General features: G+C 37.1%; 13 protein-coding genes. 9 read left to right on the top strand and 4 right to left on the bottom strand.

The features are described 5' to 3' along the window. Window positions 1-287: 287 nt before the first annotated feature. Both M2265_RS03695 and M2265_RS03690 read right to left on the bottom strand, forming a co-directional pair. Complete coding sequence (locus M2265_RS03695) at window positions 288-1,118, bottom strand: aminotransferase class IV (RefSeq protein ID WP_132767708.1); 831 nt, start codon at window positions 1,116-1,118, stop codon at window positions 288-290. 320 nt (window positions 1,119-1,438) lie between these two features. Beyond that, a complete protein-coding gene (locus tag M2265_RS03690) occupies window positions 1,439-2,467 on the bottom strand; it encodes a hypothetical protein (RefSeq protein WP_132767710.1) in 1,029 nt (342 codons plus the stop codon). Window positions 2,468-2,869: 402 nt separating this feature from the next. On the opposite strand from M2265_RS03690, the gene M2265_RS03685 reads away from it, so the two are divergent. From M2265_RS03685 to M2265_RS03660, 6 genes are all read left to right on the top strand, one after another. Next, window positions 2,870-3,745: a helix-turn-helix domain-containing protein gene (locus tag M2265_RS03685; protein WP_021190526.1), complete on the top strand. Its 876-nt coding sequence runs from the start codon at window positions 2,870-2,872 to the stop codon at window positions 3,743-3,745. Window positions 3,746-3,809: 64 nt separating this feature from the next. Next, window positions 3,810-4,976: an iron-containing alcohol dehydrogenase gene (locus tag M2265_RS03680; RefSeq protein ID WP_021190525.1), complete on the top strand. Its 1,167-nt coding sequence runs from the start codon at window positions 3,810-3,812 to the stop codon at window positions 4,974-4,976. Window positions 4,977-5,511: 535 nt separating this feature from the next. After that, entirely contained in the window at window positions 5,512-8,760 is a 3,249-nt protein-coding gene (locus M2265_RS03675; protein ID WP_132767712.1) for a SusC/RagA family TonB-linked outer membrane protein, read from the top strand. Between the two features lie 13 nt (window positions 8,761-8,773). Next, on the top strand, window positions 8,774-10,294 hold the full coding sequence (locus M2265_RS03670) for a RagB/SusD family nutrient uptake outer membrane protein (RefSeq protein WP_132767714.1): 1,521 nt from the start codon (window positions 8,774-8,776) through the stop codon (window positions 10,292-10,294). Window positions 10,295-10,373: 79 nt separating this feature from the next. Then, window positions 10,374-11,549 carry a YdcF family protein gene (locus tag M2265_RS03665; protein WP_243655361.1) on the top strand — a complete coding sequence of 392 codons (1,176 nt, stop codon included), beginning with the start codon at window positions 10,374-10,376 and terminating at the stop codon, window positions 11,547-11,549. 97 nt (window positions 11,550-11,646) lie between these two features. After that, entirely contained in the window at window positions 11,647-13,701 is a 2,055-nt protein-coding gene (locus tag M2265_RS03660; protein WP_132767718.1) for a glycoside hydrolase domain-containing protein, read from the top strand. Between the two features lie 71 nt (window positions 13,702-13,772). Here M2265_RS03660 and M2265_RS03655 read toward each other — a convergent pair whose 3' ends face one another. Next, window positions 13,773-13,901, bottom strand: coding sequence for a hypothetical protein (locus M2265_RS03655; protein WP_021190091.1), 129 nt, complete (start codon window positions 13,899-13,901; stop codon window positions 13,773-13,775). A 184-nt stretch (window positions 13,902-14,085) separates the two neighbouring features. On the opposite strand from M2265_RS03655, the gene M2265_RS03650 reads away from it, so the two are divergent. The 3 genes from M2265_RS03650 (at window position 14,086) to M2265_RS03640 (ending at window position 18,270) form a co-directional block, all read left to right on the top strand. Then, complete coding sequence (locus M2265_RS03650) at window positions 14,086-15,021, top strand: proline dehydrogenase family protein (protein WP_132767720.1); 936 nt, start codon at window positions 14,086-14,088, stop codon at window positions 15,019-15,021. Window positions 15,022-15,114: 93 nt separating this feature from the next. Further along, window positions 15,115-17,595: a phosphocholine-specific phospholipase C gene (locus tag M2265_RS03645; protein WP_132767722.1), complete on the top strand. Its 2,481-nt coding sequence runs from the start codon at window positions 15,115-15,117 to the stop codon at window positions 17,593-17,595. A 210-nt stretch (window positions 17,596-17,805) separates the two neighbouring features. Next, entirely contained in the window at window positions 17,806-18,270 is a 465-nt protein-coding gene (locus M2265_RS03640) for a GyrI-like domain-containing protein (RefSeq protein ID WP_132767724.1), read from the top strand. Window positions 18,271-18,425: 155 nt separating this feature from the next. Here M2265_RS03640 and M2265_RS03635 read toward each other — a convergent pair whose 3' ends face one another. Beyond that, window positions 18,426-19,265: a DUF5694 domain-containing protein gene (locus M2265_RS03635; protein ID WP_132767726.1), complete on the bottom strand. Its 840-nt coding sequence runs from the start codon at window positions 19,263-19,265 to the stop codon at window positions 18,426-18,428. Window positions 19,266-19,530: the final 265 nt, after the last annotated feature.

Raw genomic sequence — 19,530 nt, 5'->3', positions numbered from 1 at the left:
GTTCATCAAGTTCAATTTCATCTTTCTTAGGCCCAACCCCCAATAATGGTTTCAATTTCACGATCCAATATAAGCACCTTTTAACAACCTTCGTTGCTTCATATGCAGTTACGAGCCCCGATCACTTTCGATGATATATGTTACATATTGCTCCATGTCAACATAATTTAGTTTTTGAAGTTAAGAAATTTTGAACAGTTTAAACTTATGTTTTAAACTTGCTCTAGCTATTACTGAAATGATTTTTATAGATAATAGTTTCTCCCGATTTTAGAGATAATAATAAGTTATGAAGGATTGTAAACCAATTCCTGCAGCAGTTCTTGTAGACGCATTGTAAGAGGACCCACTTGTTTGCCAAATTCTTTATATCCCAATAAAGTAGTTACCGGAGTAATATTTTTGGTAGTAGAACTAATAAATGCCTCACTTGCCGATGCGATTTCCTCCACGCTAATGTTACGAACTTCCACGTCCATGATGGTTTTTGCCAATTGGATAATTTTTTTACGTGTTATACCCTGTAAAACATCGTCACCCGCAGTTAACAATTTGCCATCTTCACTTATTAAAAAGAAGTTAGCACGCGGACATTCCGATATCAAGCCGTTTTGTATGTAAACCACATCGTCAGCCCCCTGCGATTTAGCTGCCTTAAGCGCCTGTATACCCATAACATAATCGATAGATTTGACGAGACTAAATGGACGGTGATAGTGAAAAGCAAGTAGTTTCAAACCTGTACTTTCCAACACTAAATTTCTTTTTAAAGCTTGCTGACTGATAATTAAATTGGGCTCAGCAATACTATACCCATCACTACTATACCCTCCAGTCAATAAAATTTTAATCCCAGAATCTGGAATAACATTCGCTTCCATTAAAGTTATTATTTGAGCTCTCAATTCATCTCTGGAGTAATTTACTGGTAGATCCATCAGATTTGCCGATTGAAAAAAGCGATCAAGATTATCCTCTAGAAATATAGGAATACCATTCACCGTTTTGAAAAAATCAAAAATACCGTAGCCGCGCACAATAGCAAGATCCGTAATTGATAATTTAGCTTCGTTTTCAGGAATTAATTTTCCGTTGAAGATCACATAGAGCGTTTGCATAAACTTTTTTATATTAAATTTTCAGCGAATACAAACCTATACAATCTTATAGTGAAAAACAAGCTGTAGTTGCTTGTTTAAAATGATCATTTTAAATTAAAAAATTTCTTTTGGATTAAGAATCAACAGTATTATTTTTATAAGTTGTTTTAAAGTGCAATTTGAGTATTGTTTAAATACTTAGAGCTCTTTGTGCCAAACAGCTCTAAGTAAAATGTTTACGATCTTCTTTTTGTGTAGTTTGGAAGGTGTTGATACTTATGATTAGAATCGTTAGTAAAACCATTTTTAAAATTGTATTTTGAAGAATTTGTAATTATTTATAATCCTAAATATGAATTATAAGCTTCGATAAGAGCTTGTTTCTTTTTTTCATCCTTTACAAAATTATATATAGGTACTACACCGTCATTTCTAAAAAAATCAATTAGCGTATTGTTTTTTTCTGAAAAATTATTCCATTCTTGGGAAACAACTTTTTTACCAGTATAATTCGTTACATCGATCATCCATGAATTGGTATTTTGATTACTTCCGCCGATAAATTGAATTGATAAGTTCTCTTTTAATGGTACTTCATCTTGAGGTTTATCTGTCCACATAGAGGGGCCAGGTATAAAATATTTATTAATTGTTGGTGACAACCAGCTCCCAGTATGAGTTTGTTGATTATTACGATAGAGATAATCCATTCGTTGTCCAACTTTAATTCGTTTTAAAACATGAGTTCCATAAAGGGAAATGATTTCTGTGGCCGTTTTTGTTTCAAGGTCCTTTTTGAATTGGGCGGTTACATATTTATATTCAGTTTCGACAAAATTTAAATCATATATTTCAAAAAAAGCAAATAATATGACTTGCGAAACTCCTTCATAATGATAGGTTAATGATTTAAACGTGGTGTCATTCTTAAATGATGATTCAAAAGTCTCTTTAAAAATATGCTTATATTTAGCTATTTCATCGCTACTCAAGCCAGCTCTTTCACCCATAGTTCTGATACATTCTTCCCTTGTTCCACTTATTTCTAGTTCAGGACCACCCATTGAAACGAAACCTGACGAGATCCTTCCGTTATCATTATGAAGGGCTTCAATATCGATTACTTTGTTTCTTGTAAATGCCGGATGTGCATATTTACCAGTAATATCATAACCATAGCCAAGCATAAAATATTTTTCCGTAGGATCTATTCTTTTCCAATTTATAATTGAAGTATCTGATAGATCTATTCCTGTAAAATAAGGATTAATTTTTTCTTCGCGAATGACTACCTTATCATCAGTTGTTTTATTGCATGAAGCAAATAGAAATAAAGAAAGTGCGAAAAGAGGTAATTTACGTATCATGACATTATTTTGTGAGTCAAAGATAAAAAAACTTCTTTAAATATTACATATTTATTGAGTAATTGGTTATTATGTTGATTATTTTGTAAATGTCAATATAATCAATTTTCGTTTTGATAAATTTATAATCTTACATTTTTGCTGTTTGAGATTTTGCAATCTGGTAGACTGATAGCGCATAATTTTTACTTATAGTATGAAATAAGAAGAAAACGCAATGCTCAATGAGTGTGATTTAAACCATATTATAGACTAAATGATGGATGTTTTTAGATTGGAGTCATGAGATCCGATATTTAAATATTCTTTTGGACAATTAAAGGTTTAGATTTTTTTACGTTTAAGTGTTATTAGTTTTTTTAGATTTACCGCCCAGTTGTATAATAAACAAAGTTAAAGGTTTTGAAGAAATTAAAGATAAAAGATAATCAGCAGAAGAAGGAAGACCAAGAATTGTCTTTTAGAGTATTTGATTTGACCGATGAAAATTTGGATCAATATACAGAAGCGCATAAAAAAGATCATTTTTGCATCTATGTGATTGAAGGAGGAACTATGCAAATGAGTGTAGAAGATGAAATTCATAACCTCAAATCAGGTAAAATAGCGGTAATATTTCCAGAACAGGTGAGTTTAATCTCAAATCAAAGTATAGATCTAAAGGGTAAAATCATCCTATTTGAAGAAATATTATTCTGTTCCGATATTTTAAAAAATGAATTGAGTACATACAATGTTAATCTTTCTACCCAACTCAATTGCACGATGCTTGCTGCAAATGATTTTCAGCGTAGTTTAGGAATGATAGATATTATTCAAGATATTTATCAAAATCCTAGTCTTGTTAAAAAAGAGCAAGCAAGATTTTATATAAAAATATTCTTATTAGGGTTGATTGAATCGGTCCATGGTCTACATCCTATATTGTATCAAGAAAGTACAGATAAGCCCATTTACATTCGATACAAGAAATTGTTAAATATCCATTATAAACAACATCGTACTGTTCAGTATTATGCATCGCAATTGATGATCACAACAAAAAAGTTAAATGCCATTACTAAAAAACATTGTGGCGATACTGCTATTGAAACCATTCATCATCGCATTTTAATTGAAATTAAGCGACAGTTGACATTCTCAGATCTATCGCACAAAGAGATTGCTTTCGATCTAGGTTTTAATTCACCGTCAGCGTTGAACAAGTTTGTACGATCAAAATTAAAAGAAACACCAACACAACTGCAACAAGAACTGTCGCAAATGTATAACGGATAGTCCCATTTGTATAACAGTGCTAAGTACAGCTCATGTAATTTTGTCAAAACAAAAAAACAGAAAAATGAGTAAATTATTTATTGCAGGCGAGGTTTTCCATGGTGCTGGAAGTCTTGACGAATTGAAAAATATCCAAGGTAAAAAAGCTGTAATTGTAACAGGTGGCAATTCAATGCGTAAAAGTGGCACACTAGATAGAGCGATTTCATTTCTTACAGAAGCGGGCATCGAAGTCAGCATTTTTGAAGGAGTAGAAGAAGATCCTTCATCAACAACTTGCCTTAAAGGTGCAGAGCAGATTCAAGCTTTTCAACCCGATTGGATTATTGGATTAGGAGGCTGTTCCGCTATTGATGCTGCTAAGATTATGTGGGTTTTCTACGAATATCCAGATATCGATTTTGATAGTATTATAAAACCTTTTACCGTTCCAGTATTAAGAAATAAGGCCAAGTTCATAGCCATTCCTTCAACAAGCGGTACAGGTACAGAAACAACAGGTCTTGCTGTAATTACAGATCGCGAGAAAGGTGTCAAATATCCAGTCGTTTCTTACGAACTTACACCTGATATAGCTATTGTAGACGGAGAAATATGTGCATCGATGCCAGCTCACGTTACCGCAAATACAGGTCTTGATGTATTAACACACTGTGTTGAAGCTTATGTTTCCAATATCGAGAATAATTATGCCGATGCATTATCAAAAGGCGGATTAGAACTTGTATTTGACAATCTAAAAGAAGCTGTGGTTCATCCAGATAACATTACAGCTCGTCAAAATATGCATGATGCCTCTTTTATGGCAGGTTTAGCTTTCAATAACGCTTGGTTAGGTATTGTACACTCTTTATCACATCAAGTAGGTGCATTATATGGTATTCCGCATGGTGCTTCCAATGCCATTTTTCTACCCAATGTCATCCGCTATAATGCACAAGAAACTGCACGTTACCCAGAGTTGGCTAAAATAATTGGAGAGGAAACAGCAGAAGGTTTAGCAGTAGCTATTGAACATTTACGTTCGGAGGTGAATAACAAGGGTTCAATCAAAGATTTTGGTATCTCTAAAGAGATTTGGGAGAAAAACTTAGATTTTATTGCTCAAAATGCTTTAGTTGACCCATGTACAGGTTTTAATCCACGTGTACCTTCTTTAGATGAATTGAAAGCGATTTATAATGCTTGTTACGAGGGTGTTGTGTTTTCAGAAGAAGTTCTAAATGCTTAATTAATATTATAATTTAAAACGTTTTTTTACAAACATAAAAAAACGTTTTAAAGGTCTGGAAAAGCAGGGAGTCAAGATGATTCCCTGCTTTTTTTATTAATATGTATTTTATAAAATATCAAGCCAATATTTGATTCGACTTTATAAAATTATAATCTCTTCATAGCGTGTTTTTATTGTATTCCACAAGATCGAAAAGATATATTTTTTGATGTGAACGAGCAATATAGTCGCGAACAAGCAAAACGATCTTACTATATCTATAGTAAGATTACTTTTATGTGAAAATTATTAAAAAAATATCCTAACTACTGTTAGTTTGATCTATTTTGATGTTTTTGTTGCCATATAAAAATGATTTTGCAACTAAATTTAACTTACATATTGTCAAATAATGATTTTTTTGTAGGAAAAGTTGTATTTCCTATTGCTACGCACACGATTGTTAATCATTTCATAAGCTTATGATAATCCTCACTTAACACTCAACCTATAGCTTTGCCGCTAATCAATCTTATTTGTAAAGGCAAAACTCATGTACTTTAAATCATCTAGACTATTGTGGCTGTTATTACCACTTACATGCCACTCACTACCTACAGAAGCAAGCAATTTAAGAATAGCATTGTTGAAAAGTGAACTTAACATTCAACAGCAGCTATCCGGAACCGTGCTCGATGAAGCTGGTCAACCCATTATTGGCGCGACTGTCCGCAATTTGCGCACCCAACAAGACTATCAGACAGATCATAACGGTCGATTTGTGATGGACGGAAAAGTCGGAGATACCATCTCTATTCGATTTATTGGATATACGACCACACAACAGACCATTACTTCCCAAAGTGGATTTCAGATTAAGATGACCTCAGAAGGGCAGCAACTCGAGGAAGTAATGGTTTCCATAGGTTACCAAAAAATCCGTAAATCTGATGTGACAGGAGCTATTGCAAGTGTAAAAGCAGAAGAACTCAACCTGACATCACCTAAGCTGTCGCAAGCTTTAGTCGGTAAAATAGCAGGTGTGCAAGTTATGCAAACGAGTGGCGCGCCTTATGAAGGAACAAAAATTAAGGTACGTGGAATGGGATCTATCAATGCAGGATCGGATCCTTTGTATGTCATTGACGGCTATCCTTCGGGAAACAACTTAAATATCAATCCAAATGATATTGAAACCATTGATGTCCTTAAAGATGCCGCTTCTGCCGCAATCTATGGTTCTCGTGCCGCTGGCGGTGTTGTCCTTATTACGACCAAACGAGGTAAAGAAGGTCGTAGTAATATCGATTACGAAGTATTAGGTGGTTTTGGACAATTATCAAAAAAGATAGATCTATTAAATTCTGAAGAATTTATCGATTTACTGATTGATGGTCGAAATAATGCCTATAAAGATTTAGTTACAGGAAGAGGATTGGTTTGGAATGAAAATATGCGTTTAGATAGCAATGCCGACCGTGTTGCTCGCGTAAGTAATGCCGGTTCAGTATCGATTCCAGAAGAATACTACGATTTTTCGACAGGTTTGGCCAAGAAAGCAAAATATGATACCGATTGGCAAGATGCCTTATACCGAAATGCACCTTTTCAAAGACACAATATATCTGCCTATGGTGGAAACGATAAAAACAGATACTTTTTAAGTACTTCATATCAAAATCAGGAAGGTATTATGTTGGGTACAGGGCAGGAGGTTTTTAATTTTAGAGCCAATACCGATGCTAAGGTAAGTAAGCGACTTACTGTCGGAGCCAATGTCTCTTTCACCTACAACGATAACAACGAAGTGACCACAGGCCGCTATGATAGGAGTCCTTCTATGGCCGCATTAATTTATTTACCTACACTTCCTGTTTATAATGAAGATGGTAGTTACGCTAAATTTTTGATGGCAAATCTTTCAGGTAACAACTATGGCGTCCAAAATCCAGAAAATCCATTGGCCTACGTCACTGAGATCAAAAATAACAGACGCGGAAAACGCGGTTTATATAATGCTTTTGCAGATTTCTCAATCTTTGATGGTTTGAGCCTAAAAGTAAATGGTGGATTAGCAACTTATGACGAGAAGTACGATTATTATAGACCTACAAGTATTTCAAATGGTAATAATGCACCCTATTCAAATTCTGCAAAAGCCGCAGCATATGCCGACGCCAATACGCTTAGTGAAATTGATAAGTTAGTTGAAACGACCTTAAATTATAATAAGACATTTGCAGAAAAACATCAAGTGACAGCCCTGTTAGGTTATTCGGCTCAAAGGACAGATATCGATTACATGTCTGTTCGCGCCAATGGATTTCAAAACGATGCTATTGAAGAGATTACCAACAAAGGTGCAGATCCATCAAATTTTCAACTACTCGATGCATATAAAAGAATTACAACACTGCAGTCGTATTTTAGCCGCGTAAACTACAGTTATGCATCCAAATATTTTCTATCTGCATCTTTCCGTACGGATGGTTCATCTCGTTTTGGACCTAACACCAAATGGGGAACATTTCCTTCCGTTTCTGCAGGTTGGACCATCTCTAAAGAAGATTTTTATGATGCATGGCTAGGAGAGGGGTCTACTGCGAAGCTAAGAGTAAGTTGGGGTAAAAGTGGAAACAACAATATTGGTGAATATAAGGCTAAAACCACATACAATTCACCTACAGGTGTGATTATTGGTGACAAAGTGGAAACATCACTTGCTCCCGGAGATTTACGTGACCCTAAATTGGGTTGGGAAACCACCTCACAATACAATGCTGGCTTGGATTTAGGACTTTTCCGAGGACGCTTGAATATTATGAGTAATATTTATTTGAGTCGTTCGTCCGATATGTTGTTCGATCAACCGATCACCGCAGTATCAGGAGCAACAACGATCTTGACCAACTTGCCTAATAGTAAAGTTGAAAACAAAGGATTTGATCTTCAACTCGATGCTGCCTTAGTGCGTAAAAAAGACTTTGATTTAGGTATTAGCGGTAACATCAATGTCAACCGCAATAAAGTACTGGATCTTGGTGGCGGATCTACCATTATGACAAATGGGGCAGAACGCTCATATATCACGCATATTACACAAGAGGGCAGTCCTATTGGTATGTTCTACGGATTCAAAGTATTGGGAGTAGCTACCGAAGAAAACTATAAAAGTGTTGCCCCATCTGCAGGATCAACTAATCCTTTGCAACCAGGAGATCTTTATTTTGAAGACGTTGACGGAAATGGCATTGTGAATGATGAAGACAAACGTGTTATCGGAAGTCCACATCCTGATTTCACCTACGGATTTGCGATTAATACACGTTATAAAAACTTTGACTTGAGAGCCTCATTCAATGGATCACAGGGAAATAAAGTATTGGATGGTTACGACTATTACTTATATAATATGGAAGGTTCAGGCAATCAATATGCAGACGTTGCCCAACGGTACAGATCGGCATCAAACCCAGGCAATGGTGAAGTATATCGTGCTTCAAGGGGTGGTACGCAGAGCAACAGCACCCGTCTATCTACTTTTTACCTACAAGATGGATCTTTCCTTAGGATGACCAATATTATATTAGGTTACAGCTTACCAACTGCAACTGCCAATAAGTTAGCTCTTTCAGGTGTAAGGATATCCGCAAGTGTAGACAATCCATTTACCATTAGCAAATATAAAGGTTACAATCCAGAGCCCGACTACAATCAACGCGGTAATCTGACTCCTGGGGTAGATTACGGTTTGTATCCTTTGGTGCGTACATTCAATCTTGGATTAAAAGTTACATTTTAAAAAATCGATTATCATGAAAAAAAGATATTTATTACCCTTCGTTCTTTTAGCACTATCCTCCTGCGATAAAGGTTTTTTAAATCAGGATAACCCCAACGCGGTTACTATTGGCGCATATTTCAAGTCAGAAAACGACGTTTTATTGGCTGTTAATGGTTTATACCAAGCATTACGCTCGGGAAGCACTATCGGTGAGTCCAGTGCGCTTTACAGTGAAGAGCGTTCGGACAATACAGGCCGTGATGATAACCAATCTAATGCAGGCGAACCCTTTCAGTTTAATGATTTCTCCATACTACCGAGTAATTCCTATATCAAAACACATTGGTCAGCGATGTACGATGGCATTGCACGTTGCAATACTTTATTATCCAATATCGACCGTGTAACATTTGCCGACAATGCGGTCAAAGAACGATACATTGCCGAGACCAAGTTTGTTAGAGGCCTCTTGTATTTCCATATGGTACGCAAATTTGGTGATATTCCGTTGTCAACCGTCGAGATCACGACTAAAGAGCAAGCGGCCGAAATTGCGCATAGACAGAAAGAAGCTGTTGTCTATCAGCAGATTGTTGCCGATTTGACAGAAGCACTCAACAGCAACCTGCCCAATGTACAGTGGCAGTATGCCGTAGGTCGCACTTCCAAGGCCGCTATCAATGCTATATTAGGACAAGTTTACCTGACTATGGGAGCTACATTAACGGGTGACAAGCAGGCTAATTTTAAAAAAGCAGAGCAATATCTCGCGGCATCATACGGCATGCGTACTTTTGGCAAACTCACTGAGATCCCTTATGCAGATGTTTTTGATGTCAGTAAGAAAAGCACCTGTAAAGAATTAGTTATGCAAGTTCAATATTTACAAGGTGATCAAAACTACAGTTCCAGTATTGCACGCAATAATCAGGCAAGGGGAGAAAACATCAACTCCAAATTTGTATCAACCGGTATCGGAGGCAATGTCAAGCATGATCTTGTAAAAGATTATGAAGAGCAAGATTTACGTAAAAGTTTCTCTATCAAGTTTGCAGAACACGCTCAGGTTAAAGATTGGTTTATTACCAAATTTAGAGACAACAGCGAAGTAGCTGGTACCGAAGGAAGAGGGGGGAATGATTGGATATTAATTCGTTATGCTGACGTGATGTTGCTCTTAGCAGAGGCAAAGATGAATTTGGGTAAAGATGCAGAAGCGATTGCTTTACTCGATGAAGTTAGGCTTCGAGCAGGCTTACCAGCATACGCAAGCTCAAGAACTAATGCTAGCTACGTCTCTAAATACCCCACATTGAAAGATGCTATTTTACACGAACGTCGTGTAGAACTTGCCTTTGAAAATCACAGATGGTTTGACCTTATCCGTAATTACGATGCAAACGCTCTGGTCGATTATTTTAAAAAGAAGAATCAGTCCGATTATGGAAATGCCAAGCTATCCAATATCTCGATCAAGGATCGCTATTATCCGATTCCATTTGACGAGTATAAGTTAAATCCTGAGAAAATGTATCAAAATACAGGATATTAAAAAGTAACAAATCATTCTAATGATCAATACCATCACCATATGGCTTCTCACCCTAGGTATATTCTTTTCGAGTGTATCCTTGGGTCAGGAGTTTCATAGCGATAGAACCCCACAAGATTGGGTGATCGCCAAGAACTATTACGCCACCTATATTTTAAGTCAAGACAGCGTATTGACGGAAGAATTATTATCTCTGCCTGAAGTTCAAAATCTACTAAAACAGCGACATACGCGCTACCTCAATAATACTAAATGTGCAGACGTCGCCTGCTTTGTGGGTGCTTTCAAGTGGAAACAAGAGGAGATTGATCTCTTGGTCAACATTTTTGTTGCAAACACTAAAAGCCAGATAGGGCAATCATTCCGCAAGCGTCTGATGGATTCACAGACCTATGGGCTGTCACAAGGAAAGAAAGCCGATGAATACCTTGCTAGAGCCTTTAGGAAGGATCTAGAAGCAATGAACTATGTTATCGATGTTTATGCCGGAGGTAGGAAACCAAATTATCCTCGTATTGATTCGATTTCTTTTAATATTACCAATAAATCATATCTATACTTGCTTAAAGATGTGGCCCAAGACGTTCTCAAAGATGTGCAACAACCTAAGTTAGCCTTCTACGAATCACTTTGGACAGCTGTTAGGCTATTGGAAGTCAACGAAAGATGGGACGTGGCACAATTGGAACCTTTGATGGAGTTGGAAAATAAGAAAGCATATGAAGCGATCCGAAAAACAGATTTTAGTCGCTATCCTTACAGCCTGTTATTGACTTTAGGAGCAGGACCAGATCAATACGGTCAACCTATCAGCCCCGGCGGAATGTTGCGTTCCAGAATGGCGGCACGGAGTTACTTCGATGGATTGGCTCCCTTTATTGTGGTTTCAGGTGGGCGGGTACATCCCTACAAGACACCCTATATCGAAGCATTGGAGATGAAAAAATACCTGATGCAGGTACTCGGTGTACCCGAAGAAGCTATTTTGATCGATCCACATGCGCGCCATACCACCACCAATCTACGTAATACTTCCCGAATCCTGTTGACTTATGGATTTCCGCAAGATAAATTTGCAATTGTTAACAGCAGTGTACCACATATCGATGCCGTTCAAAATATGGCCGATCGCTGCATGCGAGAATTAGGATATGTTCCGTATGAGCTTGGAAAACGCATCAGTGACGTCATTGTGGAGTTTAAGCCTCGTATAGAATCTCTAACTATAAATCCGGATGAACCGCTAGATCCTTAGCTGTTTTGATTCTTTCTTCAATTTTTATATATTCCCATTGTTCAACCCATAATTACAGTAATTTACAGGTCTCTAAAAGAGACCTGTAAATAGCGTTATGAAAAAATACTTGAAACAATTATCGGCCAGCTTTCTAATAACATTAAGTCCTGTCTTGGTACTCTACGCACAGTCAAAGACTGAATTGACAAATGTATTTTTAGGATCTTCCGGAGATCACGGGCAATTATCTCCGGCAGCATCTTCACCTTTTCATCAGATGAGTATCGCTCCTCAAACCTATCCCACGTTGCATATGGGTTATGAGCACCTAGCTAAAGAAATACTGGGGTTTACCCACAATAGATTTGAAGGTGTAGGTTGTAAGGGGAGTGGAGGTCTCATTTTGGTAAAGCCATTTCTGGGACATCAGGATGATGGCACACCTCTGATTAAAGAGCAGGAAAAGGCCGGACCCGGATATTATGATATTGCCTTAAAGGATCGTATAAAAGCACAATTTGCCGTGCATGAAAACTTTGGAATTCATCAATATACTTTTCCTGAAGGAGAAAAAGGACTGACATTAGATCTTGCACATGCATTCAATGGTGCATTTGTATCGAACACCTATACCATTGACAAGAATGGTATCATCAAAGGAACTGTCAGATCAAAAACAACCTGTGGTGTAGGTATTTACAGCGTGCATTATGCAATCTCCGCCACATCTGGCAACCTTTGGACAGGAACGGATAATCTCTTGACGCTTCATCTAGAAAAGGAGGTGAAAAAAACAATATTACGGATCGCTTTTTCTGCTGTAAGTCCAAATTATGCTGAGGCCACTTTAAACGTTAATAGCAATAAAACTTACGATCAGGTAAAAACTTCTTCCGATAATCGCTGGGAAAGTTATCTGTCAGGTATTATAGTCAAAGGAGATCCTGAGCGCGAGAAGCTTTTCTATTCGTTGCTTTATCGTACCCTTCAGTCGCCCTATCAGATTGATGAATCAGACGGCACCTATAGAGGCACAGATGGACAAGTTCACCAGTCCAAAGGCAGACGTTATCATGGATGGGCCATCTGGGATAATTACAAAACACAGTTGCCCCTGTTAGAACTGCTCTATCCTAAACAGTATCAGGATATTGTTTCTTCGGTTTCAGATCTTTATCGTTATGGAAAATTTGATTTTGCGGGACCAAACGAGCCAGCAAATTCTGTTCGAACAGAACACGCTGCGGTAGTGCTTTTAGATGCCCATAAAAAAGAATATGATATAAATCTAACCGCTATCCGTGACTCCTTGTTGCACGACACGCTGCGTTTTGATTTTTCAAAACCAGATAAATATTTAGAAGCCGCTTATGATATGTGGGCTATGGCAGGTTTACTGCCAGAAGACAGTAAGCATTACCTGGACCGGGCAAGTAGTTACAGAACAGTTTGGTTAAAAGAATTTAAAGATCTCAATCGTCCGGATGTAGACCGTATGTCAGCAAGAAATATGTATCAAGGTACAATCCGTCAATACCGCTGGAATGTACCCTTTGATATGCAGGGATTAGTAGATCTGGCGGGAGGTAAAGAAGCATTCACGGAACAATTGAATGATTTTTTTGATCATCATTACTTTAATCGCGCCAACGAACCCGATATACAATCACCCAAATCCTATTATGCCAGCAGTAAGCCATCACGCTATCAATCATTGATACGGGAGCTGGCTCTAGATACGGTAATACAATATTACTTTAATGACAATAGCCGTGGTATCGATCCCTTCATAGATCGAATCTACAAGAACCAACCTAAAGCATTTGTACGTACCATGGATGACGATGCCGGCGCCATGTCAGGCTGGTTTGTATTGACGGCACTGGGTCTACATCAGCCTTTGATCGGACAGCCTATTTATTATGTCAGCGTCCCTTTATTTCCAGAGATCGTTGTACAGCGGGGAGAGCAGAAACTTAAGATTAAGGTGCTCAACTATAACGATAAAAACAACTATGTCAAACGGATTTTGCTCAATGGTAAAGATATCAACAGAATTTGGTTACATCATGAAGAACTTGATAAAGGTGGATTACTGGAGATAGAAGCCAGCGCCGAACCTTCTACTTATGGTACAGATAATATCTGGGTTTCAGATCTGAAAGAATGAGATTAAAATCTGATTGATAAAGCACCGTTTGAAATCACCAAACGGCAGCTTTATCGATTTGGTATTGAAATTTAGCCCTCATCGATTCTTTTATAAGTATTCGTAGCAATATCCTGATTCCCTGCAAAAGGAAAAAACACGAGAAAGCCACCTGCTGTGGTTTCTATCCCATAATCACTTAACAATTTGTTTTTAATCATTCGTCAAAAGAAGCTCACGTTAAACAGTTAAAGATAAAAATTATGTCGGAATTATTTAAAGTACAACAGAGGAATGTTAATACGTTATGCCGTATTTCGACTGGCAACATGCAGTTGATAAAAAAAATAATATTCTAATTCCAATAATTAGTTTATAATTGCTATTCATTATAAAAAAATGATTATGAATAAAGACTTATTACAGATTGGTGCCGAAGCATTGAGAAAAGCCGCGCTAAATGAAGATTCCAAAGCCTATATATTAGCAAATCCTGTTTTGTTCCAACTTTTTAAAAAAGCAGCTGATCGATACATCGGCGGTGAAACTCTTGAAGAAACGATTGTTAAAGTTAAGGCTTTAAATAACCTAAAAGCTTCAATAGAATTTATGGGTGAAAGTACCCGAACAGAGCAGGAATCAAATGCCGCCACCGAAGAGTTTATTCGTATCTGTAAACAAATCAGATTACTACAGTTGAATTCGACAGTATCTTTAGATCTGTCACATATAGGATTAGCAATATCTCAAGACCTTTGCTTACATAATTTAGATGCAATTTGTCAAGAAGCATCCAAATCTAGTATTGAAGTTATTATCAGTGCAGAAGGAACTGAAAGAACTGATGCAGTCCTAAATACCTATCAAAAAGCAATAAAAAACTATGATCAATTGGCAATTACCCTACAGGCATACCTCTATCGTACAAAAGATGATTTTAAAGAGATAATAAAAGAAACCGGAAGAATCAGAATTGTAAAGGGTGCTTTTGAAACAGCTAGTGGACTCTCCATGCCAAGAGGTGAGATGCTAGATGATGTTTATTTAAGCTATGTTGATCAGTTACTGGCGCAAAATCATAAATGTTCAATTGCTACACATGACAAAAATATACAAGCACATGCTCAAATATTGATTGAGAAGTACAAGCCAACGAAAGAAAACTATGAGTTTGAAAGTCTCTATGGTATTTGTAATGATCAACTTCTTCAGCTTCAGGAACAAGGGTACCAAACCAAACTCTATTTTGTTTACGGAAAAGAATGGTACTTATACTTATGCAATCGGATCGCAGAATATCCGATGAGTATATTTCAAGCCTTGAATGATATTACAAAATAGGGTACAAGAAGCGATCGCATGTTTGCGATTATGAGAAAAGTTGAATTCATGGGGCTGATTAAAGAATGATGATTTAAAAGAATAATTTATAAAATGGATAACAGGAGAGATTTTCTAAAAAAAGCGGCGATGCTAACAGGTGGTATGTCCTTGTCGCAACTGCTACCTCAATCTATTGCTAAGGCCATGGCTATAGATCCTACATTAGGGAGTACGTTTTATGATGCAGAACATGTTGTGCTGCTTATGCAAGAAAATAGATCATTTGACCATGCATTTGGTACCCTAAGGGGAGTTCGAGGATTTAACGATCCACGTACTGTCCGTCAGCCCAATAACCAGAAAGTCTGGTTACAGACGCAAGCTGATGGTAAAACATATGCTCCTTTTCGACTGGATATTAAAGATTCTAAAGTCACCTGGATGGGCTGTCTGCCACACAATTGGACAGACCAGACCGATGCCCGAAATCTGGGTAAAATGGATCGCTGGCTGGATGTCAAACGTTCAGGATTTAAAGATTTTAAAGAAATGCCCTTAACATTGGGCCATTATACGCGTGAAGATATACCTTTCTACTATGCAATGGCCGATGCATTTACCATCTGCGATCAACATTTTTGTTCCAGTCTAACAGGCACCAATCCCAATAGGCTTTATTTTTGGACAGGCAATATCAGAGAAAAACTGACCGATAAAGCACTGGTGTGGAACGGAGATTCCGAGTTCAGTGGTAAAGCCACATGGAAAACTTTTCCTGAACGCCTGACAGAAAGCGGAGTGGATTGGAAAATATATCAAAATGAAATATCCTCCAGTAGTGCCGGTTACAGTGGTCAAGAAAACAGTTGGTTGGGGAATTTTGGGTGTAATGTAATGGAATATTTCCCTCAATATGCTGTCAAATATAGCAAGCGTTATCAAGATCTATTGATAAAAAAAAGAAAGCAGATCGACGCAAAGCTTGAGGAGCTAAAAGAAAAAGATATAGTAACTGGGGTAGAGTATGATAAATTGCAAAAGCAACTGCAAGAAACCTTAAAAGAGCAAGAGCTATATACGGACGAAAACTTTGAGAAGTTAAGCGCGCACACAAAAGAAATCCACCGACGTGCATTTGTCAATAACAGTGCTGCTCCCGATTATATGGAGCTCGAGCAGATGGAATATCAAGAAGGCGATGAGACCCGTCACCTCCAAATACCGAAGGGTGACATCTTGCATCAGTTTAGAGAAGATGTCGACACAGGTAAACTGCCAACAGTATCTTGGCTGGCGGCACCACAGCTTTTCTCGGATCACCCCGATTCACCTTGGTTCGGAGCCTGGTATGTCAGTGAAGTTCTGGACATCTTAACCAAAAATCCAGAAGTATGGAAAAAGACTATCTTTATCCTTACTTATGACGAAAATGATGGTTATTTTGACCATGTGGCACCTTTTGCGGCGCCAAACCCTTATCGTCAAGATTCAGGTAAAGTTTCTCAAGGCATCGACACACGGTTGGAATATGTAACAAAAGAAGAGCAATATCATCCCGAAAGCGGCCGTGAAAGTAACATCGGCCTGGGGTATCGTGTACCGATGATCATAGCTTCTCCATGGTCTCGTGGAGGTTGGGTAAATTCACAGGTGTTTGACCACACCTCACCATTACAGTTTTTAGAGCGGTTCATTAATCACAAAACACGCTCTGATATCAAAGAGACTAATATTACAGCATGGAGGAGGGCCGTTTGTGGAGATTTAACCTCCGCTTTCAGACCATATAACGGCGAAGTGATAGCAAAACCCGAATTTGTTCAGAAAAAGCCATTTATTAAAAGCATTCATCAAGCACAATTTAAAGATGTGCCCAAAGGATTTAAAGTCTTAAATCAAGCTGAAATAGAGCAGATAGAGCAAGATTCTCGAACTTCGCCCAACTTCCCGAAACAAGAGAAAGGGAATAGAGATTCATGTGGGCTACCTTATGAACTCTATGTTGATGGATATTTTGATCAAGAAAATGCAGCATATAAAATCTCCTTTGAGTCTGCAAATAGCGTATTCGGTGCCGCATCAGCAGGAGCAGCATTTACGGTTTACAGTGAAACTCCTTATCATAATGAACAGGGGAGAAGTTGGAACTATGCTACCGTCGCAGGAGACCGATTGTCCGATAGTTGGTCATTAAATGATTTCGAAAAGCCTGCTTATAAATTGAGCGTTTACGGTCCAAATGGTTTTTTTCGAACATTTACCGGAGGGAAAGAAAATCCGAAAATTAAAATTTCTTGTCGTTACGAACGTGATAAAAAAGGTAAAGGATTGACAGGCCGATTACTGGTCGAGATCGTGAATCAAGAAGACCGTCAGGTTAAAATATTGCTTCAAGATAACAGCTATGGACAAGCGGTACGTAACATGAAGGTGCGTGCCGGTTCGACCTCGGTTGCCATAGTTGATTTATCCAAACAGCATTTTTGGTATGATATAAAGTTAAGCTGTAATGGGTACTTGAACTATTTTGAACAGTTTGCCGGACGTATTGAAGTTGGGCAAAACGCGAAAAGCGACCCATTATTGTCATAAAAGTCGCAACGGTCTTTCCATTATTAAACAAAAAGCGTCATACATCTCAAATTGTACGGCGCTTTTATTTAGGTGCAAACTAACAGCGTATCATTCTATATATATGATTCCTTTTAATCGGGCATAAGTTTAATTTAATGTCGTTATTACTGCTGACATACTGCTGTCAGTCGCCATCGTTATCTTCGTTTAAATATTAAAAATCAAAAAATGAACAACATCACCATTCAAGAAAAGAAGATTATCGGTATGGCCATTCGAACTACCAATGAAAATGGACAGGCTGCAAATGATATCGAATTATTATGGCAAAAGTTTTGGAAAGATGAAACCATACATCAACTTGAGCAAAAGGTAAGTAACGATATCTATGCCGTTTATACAAATTATGAAACAGATTTTACGGGCTATTACGATACCATTATCGGATATGAAGTAAACACGTTAACGGTCGTTCCAGAAGGACTTAAAGGGTTAGTGATCGAAGGGGGAGACTATGCTGAATATGTGTCCAAAGGAAAGATGCCAGAAGCTATATTCAATACCTGGCTGGGCATTTGGGCTGATCAAGAATTTAATTCAAAAAGAGCTTACAAAGCAGATTTTACCGTACATGGTGAAAAATATAATGATGGCCCTGAAGCCGAGGTAGAGACCTATATCTCTGTTAAGTAGTGATCTTTATATTTTTTGCAGCAGTACCAAAAAATATAAATAAGATAGTATAAAAATAAAAAGCCGTTTGGAATGACCAAACGGCTTTTTATTATGGCAAATATACTGGCTTAAGAGTCTAATAATATTTCACAATTCTGTAGGAAGAGTTTGACTTACTTAGCATCGAAAACCTGTGTTAAGTCAACAAGTTCAAAGTTTTTGTCGACCTCAAAAAACTGTCTTAGTATAGCAGCATGTCCACTACCCACCAGAACAAGAATAGTTTTGGTATGAGGTTTTAATTGATTCTGAATATTAGCGTACATAACCAAATTCCTTTTATACCAGTCAGTAACAAGATTGGACCCTAAATAATCCTCATTAGTCATCACTTTATTAGCAAATGAAATATAAAAACCAATGTTTTTATCTAAGTTGGACTTTTTATTTATACATATAAATATATCACTCAGATTGCTTTTTTCTAGGCAGTTATCCGACAAAGAGGCATTAATTTTACTGAATTCTTCTTTCAAAGCTGGATTTGCATTCACCTCTTTTAATAAAATATCAAATCTCATTTCTATCATACTATCAATAGGATATAATTCTTGGTGTTCTAATTTTTTCGCTAATCTATAACCTAACTGAAAAGTTTCACCTTCGATATAATATCTTTTTAACCGTTCTCTTTTTATTGTATCTGTGAACTTGTGATATTGATCTTTTAAATATGATTGGTAGTTTGCATTCAATTCGTTCTTTTTGTTAAAATTACTCTCGACAAATATTTGATCGGGTTTATAAGCAGATGTCTTAATTTTATTCGTAATTTCTTCTAAATCTTGTTGGCTTTCTTTAGATAATATATTTCTGTCTTTTTGTTTGATCATATCATTTCCAGGATTATTAAAGTGATAAGTTCCTAATAATATGACTTTTACTTTTTCTTGAGCCGATACAAATGAGAGTTGAAAAATTAAGAAAAATAAGATGAAGTTAATTTTGCCCATGTTTATTTATATTTATTTAAGTTATTGATTTTTTGCAAATATATAAAATCACTTGCTTGTTAAATATAAAAAAGGGTATAATTTATAAAGTAAATGGAGCCTTTTCGGATCTGGAAAGAGTTGCGCCTGAGACTATCGATTTTGAATGTAAACAGTAAATCTGAACAGAATGCTACAAAGTGTCATCAATCTAGAAAGCCATTCCGTTAGGAATGGCTTTCTAGATTTTATAGCAGCGAACTAACTATTGCAAATGCATGATTAC

It is taken from the genome of Sphingobacterium kitahiroshimense (genome assembly GCF_025961315.1).
Taxonomy (GTDB): Bacteria; Bacteroidota; Bacteroidia; order Sphingobacteriales; family Sphingobacteriaceae; genus Sphingobacterium; species Sphingobacterium anhuiense.
Note: the sequence above shows the minus strand (reverse complement) of the source record. Positions and strands in the feature narration are given on the sequence as shown.

Bases quoted from the DNA above. Each gene is read 5' to 3' on its own strand.
- M2265_RS03695 (WP_132767708.1), bottom strand. From the start codon at position 1,118: ATGCAAACGCTCTATGTGATCTTCAACGGAAAATTAATTCCTGAAAAC.
- M2265_RS03690 (WP_132767710.1), bottom strand. From the start codon at position 2,467: ATGATACGTAAATTACCTCTTTTCGCACTTTCTTTATTTCTATTTGCT.
- M2265_RS03680 (WP_021190525.1), top strand. From the start codon at position 3,810: ATGAGTAAATTATTTATTGCAGGCGAGGTTTTCCATGGTGCTGGAAGT.
- M2265_RS03675 (WP_132767712.1), top strand. From the start codon at position 5,512: ATGTACTTTAAATCATCTAGACTATTGTGGCTGTTATTACCACTTACA.
- M2265_RS03670 (WP_132767714.1), top strand. From the start codon at position 8,774: ATGAAAAAAAGATATTTATTACCCTTCGTTCTTTTAGCACTATCCTCC.
- M2265_RS03660 (WP_132767718.1), top strand. From the start codon at position 11,647: ATGAAAAAATACTTGAAACAATTATCGGCCAGCTTTCTAATAACATTA.
- M2265_RS03655 (WP_021190091.1), bottom strand. From the start codon at position 13,901: ATGATTAAAAACAAATTGTTAAGTGATTATGGGATAGAAACCACAGCA.
- M2265_RS03650 (WP_132767720.1), top strand. From the start codon at position 14,086: ATGAATAAAGACTTATTACAGATTGGTGCCGAAGCATTGAGAAAAGCC.
- M2265_RS03645 (WP_132767722.1), top strand. From the start codon at position 15,115: ATGGATAACAGGAGAGATTTTCTAAAAAAAGCGGCGATGCTAACAGGT.
- M2265_RS03640 (WP_132767724.1), top strand. From the start codon at position 17,806: ATGAACAACATCACCATTCAAGAAAAGAAGATTATCGGTATGGCCATT.
- M2265_RS03635 (WP_132767726.1), bottom strand. From the start codon at position 19,265: ATGGGCAAAATTAACTTCATCTTATTTTTCTTAATTTTTCAACTCTCA.